A 25,128-nucleotide genomic window follows, 5' to 3' on the forward strand; every position below is an offset into this window, starting at 1 on the left:
TTTTTTTATGCGCGCAGGTCAGGCCGGCTGTTCTTCCTTGCCCAGGCATGCCGCAGCGGTAAACAGCACATCGGTGGACGAATTCAGCGCAGTCTCCGCCGAGTCCTGCAATACGCCGATGATGAAACCGACCGCAACCACCTGCATCGCGATCTCGCTGGGGATGCCAAACAGGCTGCACGCCAGCGGGATCAGCAGCAGCGAGCCTCCGGCCACGCCCGAAGCGCCGCAAGCGCAGATCGCGGCGACCACGCTGAGCAGCACAGCGGTGGGCAGGTCGACGGCGATGCCCAGGGTATGTACGGCGGCCAGGGTCAGCACGGTGATGGTGATGGCGGCGCCGGCCATGTTGATGGTGGCACCGAGCGGGATCGACACCGAGTAGGTGTCTTCATGCAGGCCCAGGCGCTTGCTCAGTGCCAGGTTGACCGGGATATTCGCCGCCGAACTGCGGGTGAAGAAAGCGGTGATGCCGCTTTCGCGCAGGCACATCAGCACCAGTGGGTAGGGGTTGCGGCGCAGTTTCCAGAACACGATGGCCGGGTTGATCACCAGCGCCACGAAGAGCATGCAACCGATCAGCACCACCAGCAGGTGCGCGTAACCGAGCAGGGCGCCGAAACCGGAGGTGGCCAGGGTCGAGGCGACCAGGCCGAAAATGCCCAGGGGCGCGAAGCGGATCACCACGCGTACGATCAACGTCACGCCGTTGGACAGGTCGTCCAGTACGGTCCGGGTGGTTTGGCCAGCATGGCGAATGGCGATGCCCATGCCGATGGCCCAGGCCAGGATGCCGATAAAGTTGGCGTTCATCAGCGCGCTGACCGGGTTGTCCACCACGCTCAACAGCAGGCTTTGCAACACTTCGCCGATACCGCCGGGGGCGCTGACGGAGGTGTCATGGGTGATCAGCACCAGGGGCGACGGGAACCACATGCTGGCAATCACCGCCACCACGGCGGCGGCAAAGGTGCCAAGCAGGTACAGGAACAGAATCGGTTTGATATGGGTTTCCTGGCCGTGTTTATGGTTGGCGATCGACGCCATTACCAGCACAAACACCAGGATTGGCGCCACGGCCTTTAGCGCGGTGACAAACACTTTGCCGATAAACCCGGTGGCTTGTGCCGCTTGGGGCGCCAACAGCGCGAGCAGAATGCCGGCGATCAAACCGATGACAATTTGTGTAACCAGGCTGACACGTGTCAGGCGCTGGAGCAGGGAAGGGGCAGCAGTCATAAACAGTTGTCTCTGATTTTTTTAGTAGGGCGCAGCATTGCAGGCAGAAAGGGCTGTAGGAAGCAGCCGCGGAGTCTAGCATGTCGTAGGAAATGTCCTCGCTGCTGCGGCATTCCGTCACCCGCACCGGCGGCGCTTCGGCAAAGCCGGACATACTCTGTTAAGATTCTCGCCTCTCACCTTTCCCATCTGTCAGCGGGCCCTTCGGGCTGTCGTTGCTGTCGTCGTTTCTGGAGTTTTCATGTTGTTCCCCATCCTGCTGCTGTCGGCCGCCGGTTTTACCGTGCTGACCACGGAATTCGTCATCGTCGGCCTGCTGCCGTCCATCGCCCGGGACCTGCATGTCAGCGTGTCCCAAGCCGGGCTGCTGGTGACCTTGTTCGCGTTTACCGTCGCGGCATTCGGGCCGTTTCTCACGGCCTACTGCGCGCGTTTCCCGCGCAAGCGGCTGTTTATCAGCATCCTGATCCTGTTCGGAGTGGCCAATACCGTGGCTGCGCTGGCGCCAAACATCTGGGTGATGGCCGTGGCACGCTTGATCCCCGCGCTGGGCTTGCCGGTGTTCTGGGCCCTGGCCAGTGAAACCGCAGTGGACATCGTCGGCCCGGAGTACGCCGGGCGTGCCATCGAGAAGATCGGCTTCGGCATTGTCTGCGCCACCGTGTTCGGCATCCCGGTGGGCACGCTGATCTCCGATATGTTCGGCTGGCGCAGCGCGTTTGCCATCCTCGCGGTGGTGGCGTTGGCCAAGGCGTTGCTGCTGTTTATCTACCTGCCGGTGACTGCGCCGAAAAATGCCGAAGTGACGCTGCGCTCGCAGTTCAAGATCCTGCGCAACCCGTTGATGCAGGGGCATATCCTGCTGTCGATCCTGGTGTTTTGCGGCATGTTCACCGCTTATACCTACCTGGCGGACATCCTTGAACGCCTGGCCGGGTTCGACGGCACGCTGGTGGGCTGGTGCTTGATGGGCTTTGGCGCGGTCGGGTTGATCGGCAACTCGTTGGGCGGGCGTGCGGTGGATCGTCACCCGCTGATTGCGTCCATGGTGTTCTGCGGTTTCATGATCGCTGGCATGGTTGCGTTGGTGCCGGCGATTCATTCCACCATCGGCCTGGCGGCCGCGATGGCGGTGTGGGGCGTGACCCAGGCGGCAATGTTCCTGGTCAGCCATGTGCGCTTGATGAAGGCCGCGCCCCATGCGCCGGCGTTCGCCGCTTCGCTGAACATCGCCGGGGCCAACCTGGGCATCGGCTTGGGCGCGCTGGTGGGCGGGCATGTGATCGACACCCTGGGCCTTGGCAGCCTGGGTTTTGCTGCGTCCGGGTTTATCCTCGTGTCGATCCTGCTGGCCCTGTGGCTGATGAGTGTCAAATCGGCGCCGAACTATGCCTGATTCATGGCTGTTGGCCTGCTGTGGCGAGGGCGCAAGCTCCATCGCCACATAGGCATCAGGGCAGGGCGGTGAACAACTCCCGCCTGGCACCTTCGGTAATCGCCACGATGCCGGGATGCTTGACCTTGCGCTCGACCGAGATCGCGTAGAACGACTCGGTGACCGCCGTGGTCTGGCCAATCAACGCCACGCCGTATTGGCGCACCACTTCATCGGCAATCACGCTGGGGGCGATGAAAATCCCGCTGCCGGATTGGCCGAAGGCCTGCATCAAGGCGCTGTCGTCGAACTCGCCGATGATCCTGGGTTGGATCTGCTGTTCGGCGAACCAACGCTGCAAACGGCTGCGTACGACCGTTTCTGCACCCGGAATCAACAGCGGCGCCCCCTGCAAGCACTGTGGGAAGGTGCCGCTGTAGGCGTCAGCCAACGCCTGGGTGGCGAAAAAGCTGATCCCGCACTCGCCCAATTTCTGGCTGTAGCCCTTGATGTCCAGGTGCGTTGGCATCGGGCTGTCGGAAATCACCAGGTCCAGGCGCTGGATCGCCAGGTCAGCCAATAACCGTTCGAGTTTGTCTTCGCGGCAGGTGATGCGGATCGGTTCGCTCAGCTCCATGGTCGGCGCAATCAGGCGGTAGACGATGGATTTGGGCACCACATCCGCCACGCCGACGCGGAACAGGATCTGCTGCTCATTGGGCTGCGCGCGCAGCATCGCCTCCAATTCATTGCCGGTCTGGAACATCTGCTCGGCGTAGGGCAGGGCCTGGCGCCCGGCTTCGGTCAGCTCCAGCTGGCGGCCGACCCGCTGAAACAACGCGATGCCAAAGGTTTGCTCAAGCAGGCTGATCTGCCCGCTGATGGTCTGGGGCGTGAGGTTCAGTTGCTCGCAGGCGCGCACGATGCTGCCCGTCTTGGCCACGACCCAGAAGTAATGCAATTGGCGGTAATTGAGCATGCTGGCTATCACTTCGTGAAAACCGAAGTATACGTGAGAAAAATACGAATTTTTCTGAACTGTTCACCTGCATAGAATGCCTCGCTATCGCGGGGCCACTATTTGGACCCAATGGTTCTAACGAGGAATACATCATGAAACTCAATTCCCTGGGCGCGGCATCGTTGCTTGCGCTTTCATTGGTGGTGATCAGCGGCTGCGATCAGGTCGAAAAAAGCGCCCAGCAGGTGTTGGGCAAGGCCACCGAGTCGGCCAAGCAAGCGATCGATGACACCCACAAGGCCGCCGAGCAGGCGTTGAGTGAAGCGACACAAGGCTTGATCAAGCCTGAGAAGCAGGAAAAAGAAGCTGAAGACGCTTCCGACACCCAAGAAACCTAATTCCCCGGCACAACCTCAGGACTGACCTATGGATTACCTTTTACAGCTGGCCGCCAGCCCCACCGCCTGGGTGGCATTGGCGACGTTGATCGTCATGGAAATCGTGCTGGGCATCGATAACCTGATCTTTATCTCGATCCTCACCAACAAACTGCCTGAGCAGCACCGGGCCAAGGCGCGGCGCATCGGCATCAGCATGGCGCTGGTATTGCGCCTGGGCCTGTTGAGCACCATCGCGTTCATCGTGCAACTGACGGCGCCGGTGTTCGAAGTGTTCGGCCAGGCGTTCTCGTGGAAGGACATGATCCTGATCGCCGGCGGCCTGTTCCTGGTGTGGAAGGCTACCACCGAGATCCATCACAGCATGGACCCGGAGCCCGAGGAGAAGGTCAGCGTCGGCAATACGGTGACCATCGGTTTCGCGGCGGCCATCGGCCAGATCCTGTTGCTGGACCTAGTGTTTTCCATCGACAGCATCATTACCGCCGTGGGCATGACCGAGCACTTGCCGATCATGATCATCGCCGTGGTGACCTCGGTGATCGTGATGCTGGTGGCGGCTGAACCGCTGGCCAAGTTCATCAACGACAACCCCACCGTGGTAATGCTGGCCCTGGGCTTCCTGATCATGATCGGCATGACGCTGATCGCCGAAGGCTTCGGCGCCCATGTGCCAAAAGGCTACGTGTACGCAGCGATGGCGTTCTCGGCAGTGATCGAGTGCCTGAACATCGCTCGACGCAATCGCCACAAGCGCTTACTTGCAGCCCGTCAGTAACGTTTACCGCGCTGGGCTGCGAAGCGGCCCTGAAACCCGACGCCGCATTCTGTCAGACAGAATGCGGCGTTTTTATTGGGGCCGCTTCGCAGCCAGGCGCGGGCAAGCACGCTCGCTACAAGGCCCGATTGTCAGGAGTCAGCGCTCACCTGCGTCGGTTCCGGGCAGGATTCTTCGCCGTTGTTCAAGCCTTGCTTGTAGTTGCGGCTCAGCAGTGACGCCTTGCCGTTGTGCCAGGTCAAGGTCAGCACGTACAGGGTGTCGTAGTCGCTGCCGGACCAGTCGTCGGTGATGGTGTGTTTTTCGCCCGACGCTTCACTCGCCACCTTGTTGATCAACTCCGGCAGGTAGCCGTGAGACCAGGCGGTGTAGATGGTGGCGTTGTGGTACTTGTCTTCCACCAGTTCATCGGCGAGGGCACTGGTGTCGTTTGCCGAAAACTTGATGTTCACCGGCAGGCCGAGCTTGATGGCACTGGGGCTGATGGTCATCAGGGGGCGAATGTAGCTGTAGGAATTATCGAACTCACCTTCCTCGACATTGCGCGTCGGGTTGGCGGCGAACACAAAGTTGGCCTTGCCGAATTTTTCCGGCAGTACCGTGGCGAGGTTCATCGCCCGGTTCAGGCCCTGGCAATTGAGCTGGCCCAGACCGCCAGCGGGTTTTTCGCCGTGGCGCAGGAAGACCAGGGTTTGCACGCCGTCTACCTGCTCGGCGCGGCTGGTGCGCGATTCCAGGGTCAGGCCGATGGCGCCGCCGACCAGCAACAGCGGCAACATGATGTATGAATAGCGTTTCAGGCGTAACGCAAGGCACGGAGGCTTGATTGTCATTGGTCTGGAGTCTTCAGTGCATCGAGTGAGGGCGGACAAGCCCGGCCCCAGTGACGCCAAGGGCGTCCTGCGGTATTTCCTGTCGTTACAGCAAGGTGCCTCCATTCACCGTTCAAGCGCAGGTAAGAGTGCGCAAGGGCGCATTGGTTCGCCTGCGCGGGATAATAGCCAGCGCATGTTGCGCATTGATGACCCAAGCAGGACACCGGGAAGATGACTATCATGGGGGCTTTGCGCCAGGGGATTTCCCGATGAACTCGCTTGCCAGCTTCCCGATTAATAGCAAATGGCCCGCTCAACACCCCGAACGCCTGCAACTGTACTCGCTGCCTACGCCCAACGGGGTAAAAGTCTCGATCATGCTTGAGGAGTTGGGCCTGCCCTATGAGGCGCACAAGGTCAGCTTCGAGACCCAGGACCAGTTGTCCCCCGAGTTCCTGTCCCTGAACCCCAACAACAAGATCCCCGCGATCATCGACCCCGACGGCCCCGGCGGCCAGCCATTGGCGCTGTTCGAGTCCGGCGCGATCCTGATCTACCTGGCGGAAAAAACCAGCCAGTTGCTCTCCGAGGACCCGGCCACCCGCTATGAAACCCTGCAATGGCTGATGTTCCAGATGGGCGGCATCGGGCCGATGTTTGGCCAGTTGGGCTTCTTCAACAAGTTTGCCGGCAAGGCCTACGAGGACAAACGCCCGCGCGACCGCTACGCCGCCGAGTCCCGACGCTTGCTGGCGGTGCTGGAGCAGCGCCTGCTGGGCCGCACCTGGATCATGGGCGACGACTACAGCATCGCCGACATCGCGACCTTCCCATGGATCCGCAACCTGATCGGCTTCTACGAATCAGGCGACCTGGTGGGTATCGCCGACTTCCCTAACGTACTGCGCGCGCTGGACGGCTTTGTGGCCCGCCCGGCGGTGATCCGTGGCCTGAATATTCCGAGCTGAAGCATGCCGATTTTCGATTTCAAACAACTGGATGTATTCAGCCACGTGCCCCTCAAGGGCAACCCGCTGGCTGTGGTGCTTGGCGCTGACAGCCTGACGGACCAGCAGATGGCCGATTTCGCCAATTGGACCAACCTCAGTGAAACCACGTTTTTGCTGACACCGCGTGATCCTCTCGCCGACTACCGGGTGCGAATTTTCACCACCGTGCAGGAACTACCGTTCGCCGGCCACCCGACGTTGGGCACGTGCCATGCGTGGTTGCAAGCGGGCGGTGTACCCAAGGGCGAGGACATCGTCCAGGAGTGCGAGATCGGCTTGGTGCGTGTGCGTCGCCAAGGTGATGAGCTGGCGTTTATTGCTCCGCCGTTATTGCGTTGCGGTCCAGTGCAAGCGCCTGTGCTGCAGCGAGTGTGCCTGGGGTTGGGCTTGAGTCCCGAAGCCGTTGTGCGCAGCCAGTGGGTCGACAATGGTGCTGGGTGGCTGGCGTTGATGTTGGCCGATCGCGATCAAGTGCTGAGTTTGCAGCCGGACTATTCGCAGTTGCTCGGTCTGGCGGTGGGTGTGATCGCCCCCTGCGACCCGGTGCGCGACGACGTGGACACGCAGTTTGAAGTGCGCGGCTTTATCGCTGGAGACGGCGCCCCGGAAGACCCGGCCACCGGCAGCTTGAATGCCGGTATCGCCCAATGGCTGCTGGGCGAAGGCTTGGCGCCAGAGCGTTATGTGGTCAGTCAGGGCACGGCCCTCGGGCGTGCAGGGCGGATTCGTGTCGAACGCCAGGGCGATGACATCTGGGTCGGCGGTGCGGTCGCGGTGTGCATTGAAGGGCGTCTACAGCTCTAGATCAATGAATTGTTGCGGGCCTCGCAATACACTGTTGGGCTCTCGGCGTTTGTGTTGCCTATGCCGGTGGGCATAAGCTTTCGCCCCAAAGCCTTCACCCTATTTCAGGACCGCCATGACCAGCCAGTTCCCCCAAGCCCGCCCACGCCGCCTGCGCCGCTCCCCGGAGCTGCGTGGCTTGTTCCAGGAAACCGAGTTCACCCTCAACGATCTGGTGCTGCCGATTTTCGTCGAAGAAGAAATCGACGACTTCGTGCCGATCACCAGCATGCCCGGCGTGCAGCGTATCCCTGAGAAGAAACTGGCCGCCGAGATCGAGCGCTACGCCCGCGCCGGCATCAAGTCGGTGATGACCTTTGGCGTGTCCCACCACCTGGACGCCAGCGGCAGCGATACGTGGAAGGAGCGCGGCCTGGTCTCGCGGATGTCCTCGATCATCAAGGACGCCGTGCCGGAAATGATCGTGATGTCCGACACCTGTTTCTGCGAATACACCGACCACGGCCACTGCGGCGTGATGCACGGCGCCCACGTCGATAACGACGCGACCCTGGTCAACCTCGGCAAGCAAGCCGTGGCCGCCGCCCGCGCCGGCGCCGATGTGATCGCACCGTCGGCAGCGATGGACGGGCAGGTCCAGGCGATCCGTCGTGCCCTGGATGACGCCGGTTTCACCCACATCCCGATCATGGCCTACTCGACCAAATTCGCCTCGGCCCTCTACGGCCCGTTCCGCGAAGCCGGCGGCAGTGCGCTCAAGGGCGACCGCAAGAGCTACCAGATGAACCCGATGAACCGCCGCGAAGCCGTGCGTGAGTCGCTGCTGGATGAACAGGAAGGTGCGGATGCGCTGATGGTCAAGCCGGCCGGGGCCTACCTCGACATTATCCGCGACATCCGCGAAGCCTCGCGCTTGCCGGTGGCGGCGTACCAGGTGAGTGGTGAGTACGCGATGATCAAGTTCGGTGCCCAGGCGGGGGCGATTGATGAAGCTCGCGTGGTGCGCGAAACCCTCGGTTCGATCAAGCGGGCCGGTGCGGATTTGATCTTCACCTACTTTGCGATGGACCTGGCCCTGGCCGGGATCTAAAAATGTGGGAGCGGGCTTGCTCGCGAAAGCAGTGGTTCAGTAAAAGATCTAGTGACTGACACTCCGCTTTCGCGAGCAAGCCCGCTCCCACATTGTTTTGTGTTGCCTATCAGCGCTGCGCAAACGCCAGATTCAACCCCAACCCCGCAAAGGCCGCCGCAAAACTGCGACGCAGCCAGTTCTGCACCCGTGGCGACTCGATCACCGCGCGCCGAAAGACATTGGCCAGCAGGCCATATGCCACGAACACCGCAAATGTCATCGCCATGAACACGCCGCTCAGTACCAGCAGTTGCACGCTAGGCGAAGTGCTGCCCGGCGCGACGAACTGCGGCAAAAAGGCCAGGAAGAAAATGGTCAGCTTCGGATTCAGAATGTTCATCAAGAAGGCGCGCAGCATCAGGCTGCGCGCACTCGCGACCGTGGGCGTGTCACTGACGGCAAACGCCGAGCGATCCCTCCAGGTGGCATAGGCCACATACAGCAGGTAGGCGACGCCGGCATACTTGAGCATGTCGAACGCCAGGGCACTGGTGTGCAGCAGGGCGGACAGGCCGAGAATCGAGGCCAGCAGGTGCGGGATGATCCCGGCGGTGCAGCCCAGCGCAGCGAACACGCTGGCGCGTTTACCGGCGGTGAGGCCGGTGGATACGGTAAAAATCACCCCGGTGCCGGGAATCAGCACCACAATCAGGCACGTGACGAGGAAGTTCAGGCTGAGCATGGCATTCAAACTCCTTGTAGGAATGGTCGATGACAGATCCTGTCACGATAGGCGCCGGTTGGCGAGCGCGTCAGGTTCGCGAACCCTGGTTACACTTGCCGGTCGATATACCCGGTCCCGCCGTTATTCAAGGAAGCGCCCATGTCCCTACGCCGCCTGATCCTGTGCCTCACCCCATTGCTGGTGCTGGCCGGTTGTTCCACCTCGCGCGGCCCGCAACAGCCGGCGCGCAGCGAAGCCGAGGTGAAGGCGCAGATTGTGCGCTTGTTGCCTGCACAACTCGTGGACCGCAACGGTTGGGCTCAGGACATCTACACCGCCTTCGACACCCAGAAGATCTACCCGAGCACCGAGAACATCTGCGCCGTACTGGCAGTGACCGAGCAGGAGTCCACCTATCAGGTCGACCCGCCTGTGCCGAACATGGGCAAGATCGCTGGGGATGAAATCCTGCGGCGTGCCGGAAAAGTCCATGTGCCGGCCTTTGTGGTACGCAGCGCCTTGCAGTTGCGCTCGCCCACCGGCAAGTCCTACGCCGACCGCCTGAATGCCGCACGCACAGAGAAGGACCTCAGCGGCATCTTTGACGATTTCATCAGCATGGTGCCCCTTGGCAACACCTTGTTTGGTGGCTTCAACCCGGTGCATACCGCCGGTCCCATGCAAGTCAGCATCGACTTTGCACAGAAACAGGCGCGGGGTTATCCCTACACGGTTGACGGTACGATCCGACGCGAAGTCTTCACCCGGCGTGGTGGCATGTACTTTGGCATTGCCCATCTGCTCGGCTACCCGGTGAACTACGACCAGCCGCTGTACCGCTTCGCCGACTTCAACGCGGGGTGGTACGCCAGCCGCAACGCAGCATTCCAGGCGGCGGTCAGCCGCGTCTCTGGCACCGAACTGGCGTTGGATGGGGATTTGATCCGCTACGGCTCATTGCTGCCCGGCACCACCGAGCTGGCGGTGCGTTCACTGGGCGCGAAGCTGGACATGCGTAACCCGAGCATCCGCAGCCAGTTGGAGCAGGGTGAGCAGTTGGACTTTGAAGACACCACCCTCTACAAGCGCGTTTTCGCGCTGGCCGACAAGGCTGCCGGCAAGCCGATGCCACGGGCGATTCTGCCGGGCATCGTGCTCAAGAGTCCGAAGATCACCCGCAACCTGACCACCGCGTGGTTCGCCAAGCGCGTGGATGAGCGCTATCAGCGTTGCATGCAGCGCTGATCAGCTGCGGCGCTTGATAAACCGGCGCCACAACCACACCCACAACCACACCACCGGGAACGCCAGGATCACAAACGGCAGCACATAGCTTGCGCGTTCCAGGGCGTCGGCGGTGCCGTTCACCAGGTTGTCACCGAGGTTGCTGAACATGCGACTGAAGCGTGACGGCTGGTTCGCGCCGTCGGCGGAGCGGAAGTTCAGGGTCACGCGGTTGGTGTCGAGACGGCGCTGCTGGTTGGCGCCGATCTGCGCCAGTTGCTGCAGCTCGTTTTCGATGGAGGCCTGTTCCTTGCTCAAGGCGATCAAGTCACTGACGGTGATGTCCTTGCGCTTGGCCAACTCGTCGAGACGCTGCTGCTGGGCTTGCAGGCGGTCCTGGCGGCGGCGTACATCGGCGACGGCATCGGCCAGGTCTTCGGCGGTGGTGATGCGTTGGCCGAGCTTGCCGCCTTCGGCAGCCATGGCGACGATCGGCTCCACGCCGGTGGGCGCGATGCGCAGGATGATCTCGCCGCCGTTACCGTCCTCGGTGATGCCGAGGATATTGCAGGCACCAAAACGTGCCGTCTCGCAGGCCTCGCGCGTGGCCTGCATGCGCGGCGCGAGCAGGGCGCCGGGCAGGGCCAGGGTCAGCTCGTGTTCATAGGCCAGTTGTGCACCGGCCTGGCTTTGTTCACCGTTGATCGTCCTGGCGCTGGAGTGGTCCTTGGGCGAGCAACCGGCGAGGGTCAAGCCTGCGAACAAGATCAAGAAAAATGGTGTGGCTTTGCCGTCCGGATGGCGCATTGCGGTTCCTTGGGAGGTGCGGGGAAATTTGGACGGCGATTAAAGCGGGTCTGGGGGATTAACGCAAAGCATCGTGGAGGATTTGTACCGTTGATGGTGCTGGCTGTCGCCATGAGTCTGGCGTACACCTCAAGCCTGACTCCAAGGAAGAATCGCCATGATCGCCCACGCCGTGCCCGAAGGTTTTGTCTCGCTGCCCCGCAGCAGTCCGCTGCTCGATCTGTTGGGGCCGGCGTATTGCCGGGGCGAAGGCCTGCAACTGGAGATCGGCCTGCGCGCCGATAATCGTCACGCCAATGGCCGTGGCACCGTGCATGGCGGAGTGCTGGCGACTCTGGCGGATGTCGGCATGGGTTATGCGATGGCGTTTTCCAGCGAGCCGCCGTTACCGTTGATCACCGCAAGCATGACCTTGGATTACCTGGGCGCGGTGCAGGTCGGAGAGTGGATTGTGGTGAAGCTGGAGCATCACAAGCGCGGGCGGCAGATGGCGTTTGCCACGGTGAGCCTGCAGGTGGGGGACAAGGTTGTGGCGCGGGCGAATGCGGTGTTTGCGGTGCCCCAATCCGACAGGCAATAAAGATCAAATGTGGGAGATTCTATGGGTGCGGCGCGACACCGCTACCAACAGTGCCGCCGCCTTCGCAGTCTCGCTAAAGCTCGACAGCTCCCACAGGGGATTGGCAGTGCCTGGGCGATCTCCAGCCGAACACTCACTATCCATCAACACCAATCACCTGTGGGAGCGGGCTTGCCCGCGAAAGCGGTGGTTCAGCCAACACCTCTATCAACAGTGCCGCCGCCTTCGCAGCCTCGCTGAAGCTCGACAGCTCCCACAGGGGATTGGCAGTGTCTGGGCGATCTCCAGCCGAACACTGACAGCCCGCCAACACCGATCACCTGTGGGAGCGGGCTTGCCCGCGAAAGCGGTGGTTCAGCCAAAACCTCTACCAACAGTGCCGCCGCCTTCGCAGCCTCGCTAAGGCTCGACAGCTTCCACCCTGGGACTGTGTTTATTCAGATCGAGCGGGTAAAGAAAAGGCCCGGTTTTCGTGGAACCGGGCCTTGTCCATGTTGCTCTTGCCAATCAGCTGCGTTCGAGGGCCAGGGCCACACCTTGGCCACCACCGATGCACAGCGTCGCCAGACCTTTCTTGGCATCGCGCTTGATCATTTCATGCAGCAGGGTCACCAGCACACGGCAACCTGAAGCGCCAATCGGGTGACCGATGGCAATCGCGCCACCGTTGACGTTGACCTTGTCCGCATCCCACTCCAGCTCTTTGCCCACCGCCAGCGCTTGCGCAGCGAAGGCTTCGTTGGCTTCGATCAGGTCCAGGTCGCCCAGGCTCCAGCCGGCTTTGTCCAGGCAGCGGCGGGTGGCCGAGACCGGGCCGATACCCATGATCGCCGGATCGACGCCGGCATTGGCGTAGCTGGCGATGCGTGCCAACACCGGCAGGCCGAGGGCCTTGGCCTTGTCGGCACTCATCAGCAGTACCGCGGCAGCGCCGTCGTTGAGGCTCGAAGCGTTGCCGGCGGTGACGCTGCCGACTTTCTTGAACGCGGGTTTGAGCTTGCCCAGGGACTCGGCGGTGGTGCCGGCGCGTGGCTGTTCATCCACGGCGAAGGCCACCGGGTCGCCCTTGCGCTGGGGGATCAGGATCGGTGTGATTTCGTCGGCAAAACGTCCGGCCTCGATAGCCGCCACGGCTTTTTGCTGGGAGGCTGCGGCGAAGGCGTCCTGGGCTTCACGGCTGATGCCGTACTTGTCCACCAGGTTCTCGGCGGTGATGCCCATGTGGTAATCGTTGAACGCATCCCACAGGCCGTCGCTGATCATGCTGTCGACCATTTTCGCGTGGCCCATGCGCAAGCCGGTGCGCGCGGCGGGCAATACGTAGGGGGCCAGGCTCATGTTCTCCATGCCGCCGGCGATGATCACTTCGGCGTCGCCGCAGCGAATGGCTTGCGCGCCCAGGTGCAGGGCCTTGAGGCCGGAGCCGCAAACCTTGTTCAGGGTCAGGCTCGGCACCGCATGGGGCAGGCCGGCGAGGATCGACGCCTGGCGCGCCGGGTTCTGGCCTGAGCCTGCGGTCAGCACCTGGCCAAGGATCACTTCATCGACCAGGGCCGGGTCGAGGCCGGTCTGCTCCAGCAGGCGACGGATCACGGCGGCGCCCAGTTCCGGTGCCGGAATATTCGCCAGCGAACCCTGGAAGCTGCCCACGGCGGTGCGGGTGGCAGCAACAATCACGACGTCTTGCATGAGATCTGTCCTCACTGGAATTGCATTTCTGGAACGTGGTCCGGGACGATCAGTTTACCGGCGGTCTTGCTCACAATCTCTTCAACGCTGACGCCAGGTGCGCGTTCCTTGAGGACAAAAGCGCCATTTTCGATTTCCAGGTACGCCAGGTCCGTGAGTACGCGCTTGATGCAGTTCGCGCCGGTCAGCGGCAGGCTGCAGCGGCTGAGCAGCTTGGACTCACCGTCCTTGGACGCATGGGTCATGATCACGATGATGTTTTCTGCGCCGGCCACCAGGTCCATGGCGCCGCCCATGCCCTTGACCAGCTTGCCGGGGATCATCCACGAGGCGATGTTGCCCTCTACGTCCACTTCAAACGCGCCAAGCACGGTGAGGTCGACGTGGCCGCCGCGGATCATCGCGAAGGATTCGGCAGAGGAGAAAATCGACGCGCCGATGCGTGCGGTGACGGTCTGTTTGCCGGCGTTGATCATGTCGGCATCGATGGTGTCTTCGGTAGGAAACGGTCCCATGCCGAGCAGGCCGTTTTCCGATTGCAGCATCACTTCCATGCCTTCGGGGATGTAGTTGGCCACCAGGGTCGGGATGCCGATGCCGAGGTTGACGTAGAAGCCGTCCTGCATTTCGCGGGCGACGCGTTGAGCCATTTGTTCGCGGGTAAGAGCCATTTTATGAGTCCTTATTGTTCGGGCTGGAGGCGGATTATTTGCGTACGGTGCGCTGTTCGATGCGCTTCTCGAACGTGCCGCAGATGATCCGGTCGACGTAGATGCCAGGGGTGTGGATCTGCGCCGGGTCCAGCTCGCCCGGTTCGACGATTTCTTCGACTTCGACCACGGTGATCTTGCCGGCGGTGGCGGCCAGCGGGTTGAAGTTCTGGGCGGTGTGGCGATAGATGACGTTGCCGAAGTGGTCGGCTTTCCAGCCCTTGACGATGGCGAAGTCGCCGGTGATGGACTCTTCCATCAGGTACGGGCGGCCGTTGAATTCGCGGGTTTCCTTGCCTTCGGCGACTGGAGTGCCCACGCCGGTGGCGGTGAAGAAGGCCGGGATGCCGGCGCCGCCTGCGCGCATTTTTTCCGCCAGGGTGCCTTGGGGGGTCAGCACTACTTCGATTTCGCCGCTGAGCAGCTGCTTTTCGAACAGGGCGTTTTCACCGACGTAGGATGCGATCACTTTGCGGATCTGTTTTTGTTCCAGCAGTACGCCCAGGCCAAAACCGTCGACGCCGCAGTTGTTGGAAACCACAGTCAGGTCGCGGGTGCCTTTGCGCTTGATTTCGGCGATGAGGTTTTCCGGAATGCCACACAGGCCAAAACCACCGGCAAGTACGGTCATGCCGTCTTCCAAGCCTGCCAGCGCTTCTTCATAGGACGCCACGCGTTTATCGAAACCTGCCATATGCACCTCTTTTATTGTTTGTGGGCCAGCCAATGAACCGAGTGTTGCGCTGCTGGATTGATTTGTTAAGTTGTTTTTTAAGGTTGATTGATTTAAAAAACTGCATAGTCGAGCGGTGGTCCGGAGTAGCCTTATGACAGTTAAACAGATGCGGGCCTTTCTCGCCGTGGCCCAGAGCCTGAGTTTTGCCGCCGCCTGCGAGCGCCTGCACCTTTCCCAATCGGCGCTGAGCCTGACCATCAAGGGCCTCGAAGAAGGGCTGGGTGGGCGCTTGTTCAGCCGCAATACCCGCAACGTCGCGCTGACTCCTGAAGGTGAATCCCTATTGCCCCTGGCTCGCCGGTTGATTGCCGACTGGGACAACGCCGAAGACGAACTGCGCCAGCGCTTTACCCTGCAGCGCGGGCGCGTGACAGTCGCCGCGATGCCTTCGTTCGCCGGCAACCTGCTGCCGCCGATCCTGAAGATATTCCGCGCGCGTTACCCTCAGGTGAATGTGACGGTGCATGACTTGATCAACGAACAGGTCCTGGAGATGGTGCGCGAACGCCAGGTGGAACTGGGCGTGGCGTTCGAGCCCGCTGAAGGTTCGTCACTGGCGTTTACCCCGCTGTATCTGGATCGCTTCATTGCGGTGGTGCCGGGCGATTCGCCGTTGGCCAAGCGCAGCGAAATTGACTGGAAAACCCTGCTGGATCAGCCGTTCATCACATTGCAGCGGCCATCAACGGTTCGGGTAATGCTGGAAGAACACCTGGGCGACTTGCAGATGAAGTTGCCGGTAGCACTGGAAAGCCATCAATTGGCGACGGTGGGCAAGATGGTGGCGAGCGGTTTGGGCGTCAGCGCCGTGCCTGCATTGTGTGCGCGGCAAATGGAGGAGGCGGGCGCCCATTGCATCACCTTGAACGATCCGGTGATTGAACGGCCGATTGGCGTGCTGACCAAGCCGGGGCATGAACTGTCGGCGGCGGCGCAAGTGCTGTTTGATATTTTTCGCGATGAAGCGGCGAAGGGGCGGTTTCCAACTTTCTGAATACACCGCAAACAAGTGTGGGAGCTGGCTTGCCTGCGATAGCTATTTAACATTCAACAACAGTGTTGAAGTTTAAACCGTTATCGCAGGCAAACCAGCTCCCACAGTAGTGCGCGAGTTACTTTCTAGTAGTAGCGATCAATCACTTTAACTTGCGAGCTGTCCTTGACGGCCGCCCAAGCATTATTAAGTGTGTCGAATACTTGCTCGATAAAGTTGCGATCAGCCGCAGCCTTCTTGCCGACATAACCCTGGCCGCGGCGGTACACCTTCAAGCGCGCTGCCAACTCACGGTTATTACGGTCAAAATCGGCTTCTTGGGTATTGGGCGCCAGGCAGTCAAGTTGCACTTCGCCCGACTTGCCAATCCACAGGACATGGTCGTCGAGAGTGTCTTTCTGCGCTGCGAACATCTCAGCCAATTCATCGATAGTTGGTTGGTTGTTCAGATTCATGTGTAAGCCCCTTGACCAGTTGGCGATCTATCAATTGATACGTCGTTAGTTGTCTCCGGTTCCGAAAACCGGGCGTCAGCGTCTGTCTGCCGAATACGGGCAGGGTCTTGAACCTGATGCATGTAGTTTTGCTGATGAACTGCTACGCAATGGTTTCATAACGAAGACAAGCAGCGTTTGAGCTCCTTGTACCGATCCTTGCGGGCCGGTCAGCTTCATCAATCTGCCTTGTGGGCAGTGCACATCCGGAAAAAACAGCTCGGCGGTCAGACGAGCTCTTTCAAAACACCTGTTGCCAACGCTCCCGATCCGGGAGACGTCTCGATAATGCAAGGACAAAAAGGTTACGTCAACGGTTATGTAGTGATTATTTTTGATCACTACATAAATCATCGTGGACACGGGGAGATGCGTGGAAATGTGACTTGGGCGTCATTTTTTGGTGTGGGTGGTCTTGGATCCAGGATGGTCCACTCGACACAAACCCCCTGTGGGAGATTCTAGGGTTGCGGCGCAACACCTCTACCAACAGTGTCGCCGCCTTCGCAGCTTCGCTAAAGCTCGACAGCTCCAGCCGAACACTCACTATCCATCAACACCAATCACCTGTGGGAGCGGGCTTGCCCGCGAAAGCGATCAGCCAGTTGATACATCTGTAACTGAGTTACCGCTATCCCAGGCAAGCCAGCTCCCACACAAGCCAGCTCCATAGTTGAAACAGGTGGTGGTGTTGCTATCTCAAGCGCTCAACAAGCAACGGCAACAACCGCTCGCACGATGCCTCGATCTTTACCTGCAACAACTCATCCCCACGCGTCTTGCCCAGGTTGATCGCTATCACCGGCTTGCCTTGCTCCACCATCGCCTTGCACAGACGAAACGCCGAGTACGCCATCAGCGATGAGCCCACCACCAGCAAGCCCTCGGCATCCGCCACGGCCGCCATTGCCTTGGCGGCCGTGGTTTGGGCGACGTTCTCGCCGAAGAACACCACATCCGGTTTCAAGCGTTGACCGGTGCAATGGGGGCAGCGGGGTACCTGGAAGCGCTCCTCGAACGCCGGATCAAGCAGCGTGTCACCATCGGGGGCTTGCACGGCGTCGACGCCGGCCAGGTAGGGGTTCTCGGTCTCCATCAATTGCTGGATCACGTCGCGCTCGCTGCGCTGTTGGCAGTCCAGGCATAGCACGCGGTGCAGGCTGCCGTGCAGTTCGATCACGTCATGACTACCGGCCTGGTCATGCAGGGTGTCGACGTTTTGTGTGACCAACCCGCTGATGCGCTGGCGTTGTTGCAGAGTTGCCAGCGCCCGATGGGCCGCGTTCGGCTGGGCGATTCGCACCTTCGGCCAACCCAGCATCGCCCGTGCCCAATAACGGCGGCGGGCTTGCGTGGTGGCGAGGAACTCCTGGTACATCATCGGCGCCCTGCCTCGGCGCACACCCTCGCTGTCGCGATAATCGGGAATTCCCGAAGACGTGCTGATCCCTGCACCGGTCAGTACCAGAAAGCGTCGTTGCGCCATGGCCCGGTGCAGGGTCTCGAGGTGGTCTTCCTGATGTTCAAGGCTATCGAGCATGGGGTCGCCTATTCGCCGCGGATGTATTGCTCCAGCTGCTTGATCAGATCAGCCTGGTCGGCAATGGCTTCTTTCACCAGGTCGCCGATGGACAGCAGCCCAAGCAGTTTGCCGTCTTCGACCACGGGCAGGTGGCGCAGGTGACTGTCGGTCATGATATTCATGCACTCATCGACCTTTTTATGGGTGTCGACGGTGATCACCGGAGAGCTCATCACCTCGTGGACCTTCGTGGTGACCGACGACAGGCCCTTGAGCATGATTTTGCGCGCGTAGTCCCGTTCGCTGATGATGCCTACCACTACGCCATCCTTGACGACCGGCAAGGCCCCGACGTTTTTCTCCGACATGCGGACCAGCGCTTCAAACACGGTGTGGTCGTGTTTGATGACATGGACTTCCTGGTTTTTCTGGTCCTTGGCTTTGAGCACTTGTGCAACGGTTTTCATGGCGGCCACTCCGGTGTTGTTGTTTGGAAGTCAGCGGGTCCCCTACAGAATCCTAGACGGCTCACGCTGGAGCAAGGTCCAAAGCGGCGTTAAACCCGTCGAAAAACGTCATTCACCGGTTTTTTTCCCGTTTTACCCGGCATTTGTCGGTTTTTTGCCGCGCTTGGGGCCCGCCGCGGTCTTGCGTGGAGCGCTCTTTCGCTTCTTTTTCCAGGGGGCAGCCCCTCGGCCTGCCGGGCTCGCCGGGCCGCTGATGGTCATGCGCAGGCCGTTGCAACGTGCCACCTGTTTGCTCATCCAGGCCGCTTGTTTGGCGACGAATTCTTCCAGGCTCATCTCGCCGCTTTGCACCATGTCCAGGGCCTGCTCCCAGATCGCGGTGGTGCCGGGGTCGGCGATGGCGCGGGGCACGGCGTCGATCAGGCTGAATGCCGCCGGGGTGGCCGAGAGGGCCTTGCCGTTTTTCACCAGGTAACCACGGTCCAGCAAGCCCTGGATAATCCCGGCACGGGTCGCTTCGGTGCCGATGCCGGTGGTGTCCTTGAGCTTTTGCTTGAGGAGCGGGTCTTGCACCAGCTTGGCGACGTTTTTCATCGCCTTGATCAGGTCGCCTTCGGTAAAGGGTTTGGGGGGCTGGGTCCACAGGTCCTTGAGGTTGACCTTGTCCACCGCGTAATCCTGGCCCTGAACCAATGGCGGCAAGGCTTGGGGTGTCGCAACGTCGCGTCCCTTTGCCGGCGCCAGGGCTTCCGGCAGGGCGCGCTTCCAGCCCGGTTCGATCACAACCTTGCCCACCGCCCGCAACGCTTGCCCTGCACAGTCGAAGTCGGCCTGGGTGCGATCGTATTCATGGTTGGGCAGGAACTGCGCCAGGTAACGTGCGCGAATCAAGGTGTACACCGCACGGTACTTGCCGGTGAGTTGCCCGACATCCTTGCCCGCGCCGGTGGGAATGATGCCGTGGTGGGCGCTGACCTTGGCGTCGTTCCACGCCCGGGAGCGGCGTTGCGGGTCGAGATGGGGCATCAGTTCATTCACTGCCGCATCTGCACGGCCCAGCGCCGCGAGAATTTTCGGCGCGTCGCTGTGCTGGCTCAGCGGCAGGTAGCCGCAGTCGCTGCGGGGGTAGGTGATGACCTTGTGGGTTTCGTACAGCGACTGGGCGATGTCCAGGGTTTCCTGGGCGCCGAGGCCGAGTTTTTTCGAACAGATTTCCTGCAGGGTGCCCAGATCGAAGGGCAGGGGCGCCACGTCGCGCATGCGCTCGGTGCGCAACTTGACCAGTCGTGCGCTGGCGGCGTTGCGCATGCCAGCGGCGGCCTCCTGTGCCAATGGCAGGTTGAGGCAGCGGCCCTGGTCATCACAGGCATCTTCGGCGGCGCGCCATTGGGCGGTAAAGGTCATGTGTGCGTGTCGCAGGTCGACAGCGATGGCCCAGTACGCCACCGGCACGAAGTCGGCGATGCTGCGGTCGCGGTCCACCACCAGGCGCAAGGTCGGAGTCTGCACGCGGCCCACGGGCAATACGCCTTGATAGCCGGACTGACGCCCGAGCAGGGTAAACAAGCGACTCATGTTCATGCCGATCAGCCAGTCGGCGCGGGAACGGCCAAGGGCCGAGTGATAGAGGCTGAAGGTCTCGGCACCGGGCTTGAGTGCGGCGAGGGCCTTGCGGATGGATGCGTCGTCCAGCGCCGACAGCCACAGGCGCTGGATCGGCCCGCGATAGCGGCAGTGCTCCACCAGTTCACGGGCGATCATCTCGCCTTCACGGTCGGCGTCGGTGGCGATCACCAGTTCCTGGGCTTCCCCCAGCAGGCGCTTGACCGCCTTGAACTGGCTGGCGGTCTTGGGCTTGACCCGCATCTTCCATTTTTCCGGAACGATCGGCAGATCGGCCAGCACCCAGCGCTTGTACTTTTCGTCGTAGGCATCGGGTGGGGCGGTTTCCAGCAGGTGGCCGATGCACCAGGTGACCGTGACTCCATTGCCCAGCCAGCAACCGTCGCCGCGACGACTGGCGCCGAGCACGGCCGCGATGTCCTTGGCCTGGGAGGGTTTTTCACAAAGGTACAGCCGCATGGTCATCACATCAGATCGGGTTGATGCTGTGCAGGATGCTCAGTCAGCGGGCATTGATCAACCATTATCTGTATGGATGTACAGCAATTTGTGTGGTCACCGCAAAACAAATGTGGGAGCGGGCTTGCTCGCGAAGGCGGCGTGTCAGCCAATACATGTTTGACTGATCCACTGCTTTCGCGGGCAAGCCCGCTCCCACACAAGCCCGCTCCCACGGGGAATCTCCCGTGTTCAGGGGGCCCTCAGTTATTGTCGATGTCCACGTGCCGGGTTTCCTTGAGGCAGATCATCCCCACCACCAGGCTCACCCCGGTCACCACCACCGGATACCACAGGCCGTAGAAAATATCCCCGGTGTACACCACCAACGCAAACGACACGGTCGGCAGGAACCCGCCAAACCAACCGTTGCCGATGTGGTAGGGCAGGGACATCGAGGTGTAGCGGATGCGCGTCGGGAACAGTTCCACCATCAACGCCGCCAGCGGGCCGTAGCACATGGCCGCGATCAGGATCAGCGCGACGATCAGCACCACCACCATGGTTTTGTTGACCTGGGCCACGTCCGCCGAACTCGGGTAGCCCGCCAGGGTCACCGCGCCACGCAGGGCCGCTTCGTCAAAACCGTCGATGCGCACTTCGCCGATGCTGACCTGCACCGGGCTGCCGGCCGGGGCGGCGGCGCTGCTGTAGGGCAGGCCCTGCTTGACGAGGAAGGTCTTGACCTTGTCGCATGGGCTGTCGAATTTGGCCTTGCCCACCGGGTCGAACTGGAAGGTGCAGGTGGCCGGGTCGGCCAGCACGGTGATTGGTGCCTGTTGGCTGGCCTGGTCCATGGCCGGGTTGGTGTAGTGCGCCAGGCTCTTGAAGATCGGGAAGTACAGCGCGGTCGCCAGCAGCAGGCCGAGCATCAGCACGGGCTTGCGCCCCACCTTGTCCGACAGCCAGCCGAAGAAGATAAAGAACGGTGCGCCAATCACCACGCTGATGATCAACAACATGTTGGCCAGGGCCGGGTCCATTTTCAGGAACTGGGTGAGGAAGAACAGCACATAGAACTGCGCCGCGTAGAAGGTCACCGCCTGGCCGCCGTTGATACTGAACAGTGCGATCAGCACCACCTTGAGGTTTTCCCACTTGCCGAACGACTCACGGATCGGCGATTTGCTCGCCTTGCCTTCCTCTTTCATTTTCAGAAACGCCGGTGACTCGTGCAGGCTCATGCGAATCCAGGTGGAAATGCCCAGCAGTACGATGGAAAACAGGAACGGAATACGCCAGCCCCACACTTCGAACTGGTCGCCGGTGAAGTAACGGCAGGCCAGTACCACCAGCAGCGACAGCAACAGGCCGATGGTCGCGGTGGATTGAATCCAGCTGGTATGAAAGCCGCGCTTGCCCGCCGGGGCATGCTCGGCCACATAGGTCGCCGCGCCGCCGTATTCGCCGCCCAGTGCCAGGCCTTGCAGCATGCGCAGCACGATCAGGATGATCGGCGCCGCAATGCCGATGCTCGCATAGGTCGGCAACAAGCCCACGCAGAACGTCGCCACGCCCATCAATATGATGGTCACCAGGAACGTGTATTTGCGCCCGATCATGTCGCCCAGGCGACCGAACACCAGTGCGCCGAACGGCCGCACCACAAAGCCGGCCGCAAAGGCCATCAAGGCAAAGATGAAGGCCGTGGTGTCGTTGACCCCGGCAAAGAACTGCTTGCTGATCACCGCCGCAAGGGCGCCGTAAAGGAAAAAGTCATACCACTCGAACACCGTCCCCAGGGACGAGGCGAAGATGACCTTCTTGGAATCGTTACCGGTGCTCGCGTCTGCCGCCGAGCCCAGGGTTTGAACATGTTCTGACATCGGGTAGCCCTCACAGTGATTATTTATTGTTGTTCCACTGTCGGCGCCAGGTGTGGCGCCGCTATTCAGATTGCATGGACCAGTTCTCTCTCCGGGGCAAGGCTCCTTGTATTCGGCGAAAGGATCAGCTGTGCGGCTTTTTCCGCGATCATCAGCGTGGGTGAACAGGTATTGCCGGACGTGATGCGCGGCATGATCGAGGCATCGGCGATGCGCAGGCCGGGTACGCCATGCACGCGCAGTTGGGCGTCGACCACGGCATCCGGATCGTTGCCCATGCGGCAGGTGCCCACCGGATGGAAGATGGTGGTGCCGATCCGCGCGGCGGCTTCGTGCAGTTCGTCCTCGGTTTGCAGTGCGTCGCCGGGCAGGTATTCCACCGGCTTGAACGGGCGCAGGGCCGGCGCGGCGACGATGCGGCGGGTCAGGCGGATCGCATCGGCAGCCACCCGCAGGTCTTGCGGATGGCTGAGGTAATTGGGCCGGATCAGCGGCGCATCTGCCGGGTTGGCCGAGCGGATGTCCACACGGCCACGGCTTTGCGGACGCAGGTCGCAGACCGAGGCGGTAAACGCCGGGAACCCGTGCAACGGTTCGCCAAAGCGCTCCAGGGACAGCGGTTGCACATGGTATTCAAGGTTGGCCGAGGTCTGCTCCGGGCTCGAGCGGGCAAACGCGCCGAGTTGGCTGGGCGCCATCGACAGTGGGCCGCTGCGGTCATACAGGTAGCGCAGGCCCATGCCCATCTTGCCCCACACGGAACCGGCGATCTGGTTGAGGGTGCGGGCGTTTTCCAGTTTGTAGATCAGGCGCAGTTGCAGGTGATCCTGCAGGTTGCCGCCGACGCCGGGCAATTCATGCAGCAGGTTGATGCCCAGCGGCTTGAGCACGTTGGAAGGACCAATCCCCGAACGCTGCAAAATGCCTGGCGAACCGACCGAGCCGGCGCACAACACGATTTCCTTGCGTGCCTTCCAGTTCAACGACTGGCCCAGCTGGCGGCCGACCACTTGCGAGGCGCGGCCGTTTTCCAGGAGCACGCGATCGACTTCCACGCCGGTCAGCACCGTGAGATTGGGCCGCTGGCGGATCGGCTTGAGAAACGCCTTGGCCGCATTCCAGCGCACACCGGCCTTCTGGTTGACCTGGAAGTAGCCGCAACCTTCGTTGTCACCCGTGTTGAAATCGTTGGTGTTGGCGATGCCGCTTTGCGCCGCTGCATCGCGGAACGCATCGAGGATCGGCCAGTGCAAGCGCTGTTGTTCGACACGCCATTCACCGCCATCGCTGTGAAATGGCGAGCTGCCGGCAAAATGGTTTTCGCTTTTCTTGAACAGCGGCAACACATCGTCCCACGCCCAGCCCGGGTTGCCTGCCGCCGCCCAACCGTCGTAATCCTGGGCCTGGCCACGCATGTAGATCATGCCATTGATCGACGAGCAGCCACCCAACACCTTGCCCCGTGGATAACTCAATGCACGGCCTTGCAGGCCTTCCTGGACTTCGGTCTTGAAACACCAGTCGGTGCGCGGGTTGCCGATGCAGAACAGGTAGCCGACGGGGATGTGGATCCAGGGATAGTTGTCGCGGCCACCGGCTTCGAGCAACAGCACGCGGTGGGCGGGGTTGGCGGACAGACGATTGGCCAGCAGGCAGCCAGCGGGACCGGCGCCGACGACGATGTAGTCGAATTCAGCAGTTGCAGTGGGCATCTGAAGGGCTCGCTTGTTTTTCTTATTACCCCCATCCTAGTTGTTAGTTTTCGTCTTAAAAATGTTAGTTTTTACCCAGCTGCTGTGCGTTTTTAAACAGCGCCGCCCAGGCTGATGCAATGGAGGTGTCATGTTCGACTGGAATGACCTGCGCTATTTTCTCGAGTTGCAACGCAGTGGCCGCCTGATCACCGCCGCACAGCGCCTGAAAACCACCCACGCCACCGTCGCCCGGCATATCGAGGCTATCGAGAAGAGCCTCGGCACCGCGTTGTTCGTGCAACACGCCCAGGGCTACGAGCTGACGCCAGCCGGCGAAGCGCTGCTCAAGCACGCCGAAGCCATGGAGAACGTCGCGCTGCTGGCCGAAGACGAACTCACCCATAGCGCTGCGCCGTTGGGCAAGATCCGCTTGGGCGTCGCCGAAGGCCTGGGGGTGATGTTCCTCGCCAGTCGCATGGGAGGGTTGTTTGATCGCTACCCTGGATTGGAAGTGGAGCTGGTGGCCGTGCCGCGCTTTGTCAGCATCCTCAACCGTGAAGCGGAGATCAGCATCCACCTGGAACGCCCCAGTGTCGATCAACTGGTCACGCGCAAACTCACCGACTATCGCCTGGCCCTCTACGCCAGTCGCGCGTACCTGGACCGCAGTCCGTCGATTGAAAAGCGTGAAGATCTCGCGGCGCACGCGTGGATCGACTATGTGGACGACTTGCTGTTCAGCCAGGAGCTGAAATTCCTCAGCAGCTTCTGCCGCAACCCCAAGGTGGTGTTTCACAGCACCAGTGTGATCGCCCAGCACCAGGCGGCGCGTTCGGGGCTGGGGATCGCCGTGTTGCCGTGTTTCATGGCGGCTGGCGACCCGGACCTGGTGCCGTTGTTGCCGGCAGAGAACATCCAGCGCAGCTACTGGATCAGTTCGCGCCGGGAGCTGCACAAGTCGGTGCGCCTGCGGGTGTTGTGGGATTACGTGGTGGAGTTGTGCGCGCGGGAGCAAGGGTTGCTGCTCGGCGAAACTAACTGACTGAAACCGGATTAAACCTGTGGGGGCGGGCAAGCCCGCTCCCACA

24 protein-coding genes are annotated in these 25,128 nt (G+C 61.4%); 10 read left to right on the forward strand and 14 right to left on the reverse strand.

Annotated features, from left to right (window positions below):
- Positions 1–18 precede the first annotated feature (18 nt).
- Positions 19–1,239, reverse strand: coding sequence for a serine/threonine transporter SstT (sstT, locus tag OPU96_RS23400; protein ID WP_192300338.1), 1,221 nt, complete (start codon positions 1,237–1,239; stop codon positions 19–21).
- 241 nt (positions 1,240–1,480) lie between these two features.
- Between sstT and OPU96_RS23405 the strand changes: the two genes are divergently transcribed.
- A complete protein-coding gene (locus tag OPU96_RS23405; protein WP_463984870.1) occupies positions 1,481–2,635 on the forward strand; it encodes an MFS transporter in 1,155 nt (384 codons plus the stop codon).
- 55 nt (positions 2,636–2,690) lie between these two features.
- On the opposite strand, the gene nhaR is transcribed toward OPU96_RS23405, so the two are convergent.
- Entirely contained in the window at positions 2,691–3,593 is a 903-nt protein-coding gene (nhaR, locus tag OPU96_RS23410; RefSeq protein ID WP_192300340.1) for a transcriptional activator NhaR, read from the reverse strand.
- 134 nt (positions 3,594–3,727) lie between these two features.
- Here nhaR and OPU96_RS23415 point away from each other — a divergent pair, with 134 nt between their 5' ends.
- Positions 3,728–3,973: a hypothetical protein gene (locus OPU96_RS23415; RefSeq protein WP_192300341.1), complete on the forward strand. Its 246-nt coding sequence runs from the start codon at positions 3,728–3,730 to the stop codon at positions 3,971–3,973.
- A 28-nt stretch (positions 3,974–4,001) separates the two neighbouring features.
- Positions 4,002–4,751, forward strand: a complete 750-nt coding sequence (locus OPU96_RS23420; protein WP_192300342.1) for a TerC family protein — start codon at positions 4,002–4,004, stop codon at positions 4,749–4,751.
- A 131-nt stretch (positions 4,752–4,882) separates the two neighbouring features.
- Here the strand turns inward: OPU96_RS23420 and OPU96_RS23425 are convergent, their stop codons facing one another.
- On the reverse strand, positions 4,883–5,584 hold the full coding sequence (locus OPU96_RS23425) for a histidine phosphatase family protein (RefSeq protein WP_192300346.1): 702 nt from the start codon (positions 5,582–5,584) through the stop codon (positions 4,883–4,885).
- Between the two features lie 251 nt (positions 5,585–5,835).
- Between OPU96_RS23425 and OPU96_RS23430 the strand changes: the two genes are divergently transcribed.
- The 3 genes from OPU96_RS23430 to hemB all read left to right on the forward strand — a co-directional run bounded on the left by OPU96_RS23430 (position 5,836) and on the right by hemB (position 8,470).
- Positions 5,836–6,534 carry a glutathione S-transferase N-terminal domain-containing protein gene (locus OPU96_RS23430; RefSeq protein ID WP_226456075.1) on the forward strand — a complete coding sequence of 233 codons (699 nt, stop codon included), beginning with the start codon at positions 5,836–5,838 and terminating at the stop codon, positions 6,532–6,534.
- Between the two features lie 3 nt (positions 6,535–6,537).
- The gene (locus tag OPU96_RS23435; RefSeq protein ID WP_192300348.1) at positions 6,538–7,380 is read left to right on the forward strand and encodes a PhzF family phenazine biosynthesis protein; all 843 of its coding nucleotides are present in this window, start codon (positions 6,538–6,540) and stop codon (positions 7,378–7,380) included.
- Positions 7,381–7,495: 115 nt separating this feature from the next.
- Positions 7,496–8,470: a porphobilinogen synthase gene (gene hemB, locus OPU96_RS23440; protein ID WP_192300349.1), complete on the forward strand. Its 975-nt coding sequence runs from the start codon at positions 7,496–7,498 to the stop codon at positions 8,468–8,470.
- Between the two features lie 109 nt (positions 8,471–8,579).
- Here the strand turns inward: hemB and OPU96_RS23445 are convergent, their stop codons facing one another.
- Entirely contained in the window at positions 8,580–9,194 is a 615-nt protein-coding gene (locus OPU96_RS23445; protein ID WP_226456073.1) for a LysE family translocator, read from the reverse strand.
- Between the two features lie 141 nt (positions 9,195–9,335).
- Between OPU96_RS23445 and OPU96_RS23450 the strand changes: the two genes are divergently transcribed.
- Positions 9,336–10,421, forward strand: coding sequence for a DUF1615 domain-containing protein (locus OPU96_RS23450; protein ID WP_498559776.1), 1,086 nt, complete (start codon positions 9,336–9,338; stop codon positions 10,419–10,421).
- Here the strand turns inward: OPU96_RS23450 and OPU96_RS23455 are convergent, their stop codons facing one another.
- Positions 10,422–11,207: a DUF4349 domain-containing protein gene (locus OPU96_RS23455; protein ID WP_226456071.1), complete on the reverse strand. Its 786-nt coding sequence runs from the start codon at positions 11,205–11,207 to the stop codon at positions 10,422–10,424.
- Between the two features lie 157 nt (positions 11,208–11,364).
- Here OPU96_RS23455 and OPU96_RS23460 point away from each other — a divergent pair, with 157 nt between their 5' ends.
- Positions 11,365–11,787: a PaaI family thioesterase gene (locus OPU96_RS23460; RefSeq protein WP_192300353.1), complete on the forward strand. Its 423-nt coding sequence runs from the start codon at positions 11,365–11,367 to the stop codon at positions 11,785–11,787.
- A 507-nt stretch (positions 11,788–12,294) separates the two neighbouring features.
- Here OPU96_RS23460 and OPU96_RS23465 read toward each other — a convergent pair.
- Genes OPU96_RS23465 through OPU96_RS23475 form a run of 3 tightly spaced genes read right to left on the reverse strand, consistent with a single transcriptional unit; the run spans position 12,295 to position 14,880 of the window.
- Positions 12,295–13,476: an acetyl-CoA C-acetyltransferase gene (locus tag OPU96_RS23465; protein WP_498559777.1), complete on the reverse strand. Its 1,182-nt coding sequence runs from the start codon at positions 13,474–13,476 to the stop codon at positions 12,295–12,297.
- 11 nt (positions 13,477–13,487) lie between these two features.
- Positions 13,488–14,147: a CoA transferase subunit B gene (locus OPU96_RS23470; protein WP_192300355.1), complete on the reverse strand. Its 660-nt coding sequence runs from the start codon at positions 14,145–14,147 to the stop codon at positions 13,488–13,490.
- A gap of 34 nt (positions 14,148–14,181) precedes the next feature.
- Positions 14,182–14,880 (reverse strand): CoA transferase subunit A, encoded by a 699-nt coding sequence (locus tag OPU96_RS23475; RefSeq protein ID WP_192300356.1) that lies wholly within the window; start codon positions 14,878–14,880, stop codon positions 14,182–14,184.
- A 133-nt stretch (positions 14,881–15,013) separates the two neighbouring features.
- Between OPU96_RS23475 and OPU96_RS23480 the strand changes: the two genes are divergently transcribed.
- Positions 15,014–15,916 carry a LysR family transcriptional regulator gene (locus OPU96_RS23480; RefSeq protein WP_192300357.1) on the forward strand — a complete coding sequence of 301 codons (903 nt, stop codon included), beginning with the start codon at positions 15,014–15,016 and terminating at the stop codon, positions 15,914–15,916.
- Positions 15,917–16,041: 125 nt separating this feature from the next.
- Here OPU96_RS23480 and OPU96_RS23485 read toward each other — a convergent pair whose 3' ends face one another.
- The 6 genes from OPU96_RS23485 to OPU96_RS23510 form a co-directional block, all read right to left on the reverse strand.
- Entirely contained in the window at positions 16,042–16,371 is a 330-nt protein-coding gene (locus tag OPU96_RS23485; protein WP_226456070.1) for a hypothetical protein, read from the reverse strand.
- A gap of 733 nt (positions 16,372–17,104) precedes the next feature.
- Entirely contained in the window at positions 17,105–17,950 is an 846-nt protein-coding gene (locus OPU96_RS23490) for an NAD-dependent protein deacetylase (protein WP_498559778.1), read from the reverse strand.
- Between the two features lie 8 nt (positions 17,951–17,958).
- Positions 17,959–18,399, reverse strand: coding sequence for a CBS domain-containing protein (locus OPU96_RS23495; RefSeq protein ID WP_024074507.1), 441 nt, complete (start codon positions 18,397–18,399; stop codon positions 17,959–17,961).
- A gap of 132 nt (positions 18,400–18,531) precedes the next feature.
- The gene (locus OPU96_RS23500) at positions 18,532–20,481 is read right to left on the reverse strand and encodes a DNA topoisomerase III (RefSeq protein WP_498559779.1); all 1,950 of its coding nucleotides are present in this window, start codon (positions 20,479–20,481) and stop codon (positions 18,532–18,534) included.
- Positions 20,482–20,723: 242 nt separating this feature from the next.
- On the reverse strand, positions 20,724–22,346 hold the full coding sequence (locus tag OPU96_RS23505; RefSeq protein ID WP_226456067.1) for an MFS transporter: 1,623 nt from the start codon (positions 22,344–22,346) through the stop codon (positions 20,724–20,726).
- Between the two features lie 65 nt (positions 22,347–22,411).
- Positions 22,412–24,058, reverse strand: a complete 1,647-nt coding sequence (locus tag OPU96_RS23510; protein WP_498559780.1) for a GMC family oxidoreductase — start codon at positions 24,056–24,058, stop codon at positions 22,412–22,414.
- A gap of 130 nt (positions 24,059–24,188) precedes the next feature.
- On the opposite strand from OPU96_RS23510, the gene OPU96_RS23515 reads away from it, so the two are divergent.
- The gene (locus OPU96_RS23515; RefSeq protein WP_498559781.1) at positions 24,189–25,082 is read left to right on the forward strand and encodes a LysR family transcriptional regulator; all 894 of its coding nucleotides are present in this window, start codon (positions 24,189–24,191) and stop codon (positions 25,080–25,082) included.
- Positions 25,083–25,128: the final 46 nt, after the last annotated feature.

Source organism: Pseudomonas sp. RP-B7 (genome assembly GCF_059803535.1).